We start from the raw sequence: 350 nt of genomic DNA on the forward strand, positions 1-350 counted from the left end.
CGCGTTCGTGATCATGCTGGGCTGGCTATCGGCGCGCATAGGCTTGCTGAAACACGGCGATGCCGACGTGTTCGCGACGCTCGTCATCCGTTTCGCACTACCCTTCGCGCTGTTCGAAGGCGCGGTCAGGACTTCGCCGGACAAGCTCCACAACGTGGGGTTCGCGCTATGCCTGACACTCGGACTGATGGGCACGTATGTGATTGCGTTAGGGATCGGCCGATTCGTCTTCAGACATGATCTGCGCACCGCCACCATGCAGGCGCTGGTGTGTGCATTTCCCGACATGGCCTATTTCGGCGCGCCGATTCTCGCCGCGGTGTTCGGGCCGGAAGGATTTCTGGCGGTGC

Annotated in this window: 1 protein-coding gene; it reads left to right on the forward strand. The window is 61.7% G+C overall.

The genetic code is table 11. The annotated features are described in order from the left end of the window. A partial coding sequence (locus SB753_RS35485; protein ID WP_410804756.1) for an AEC family transporter occupies positions 1-350 on the forward strand: 350 nt, incomplete at both ends.

The organism is Paraburkholderia sp. SIMBA_053, from assembly GCF_046534895.1.
In the GTDB taxonomy this organism is placed as follows: Bacteria; Pseudomonadota; Gammaproteobacteria; order Burkholderiales; family Burkholderiaceae; genus Paraburkholderia; species Paraburkholderia caledonica.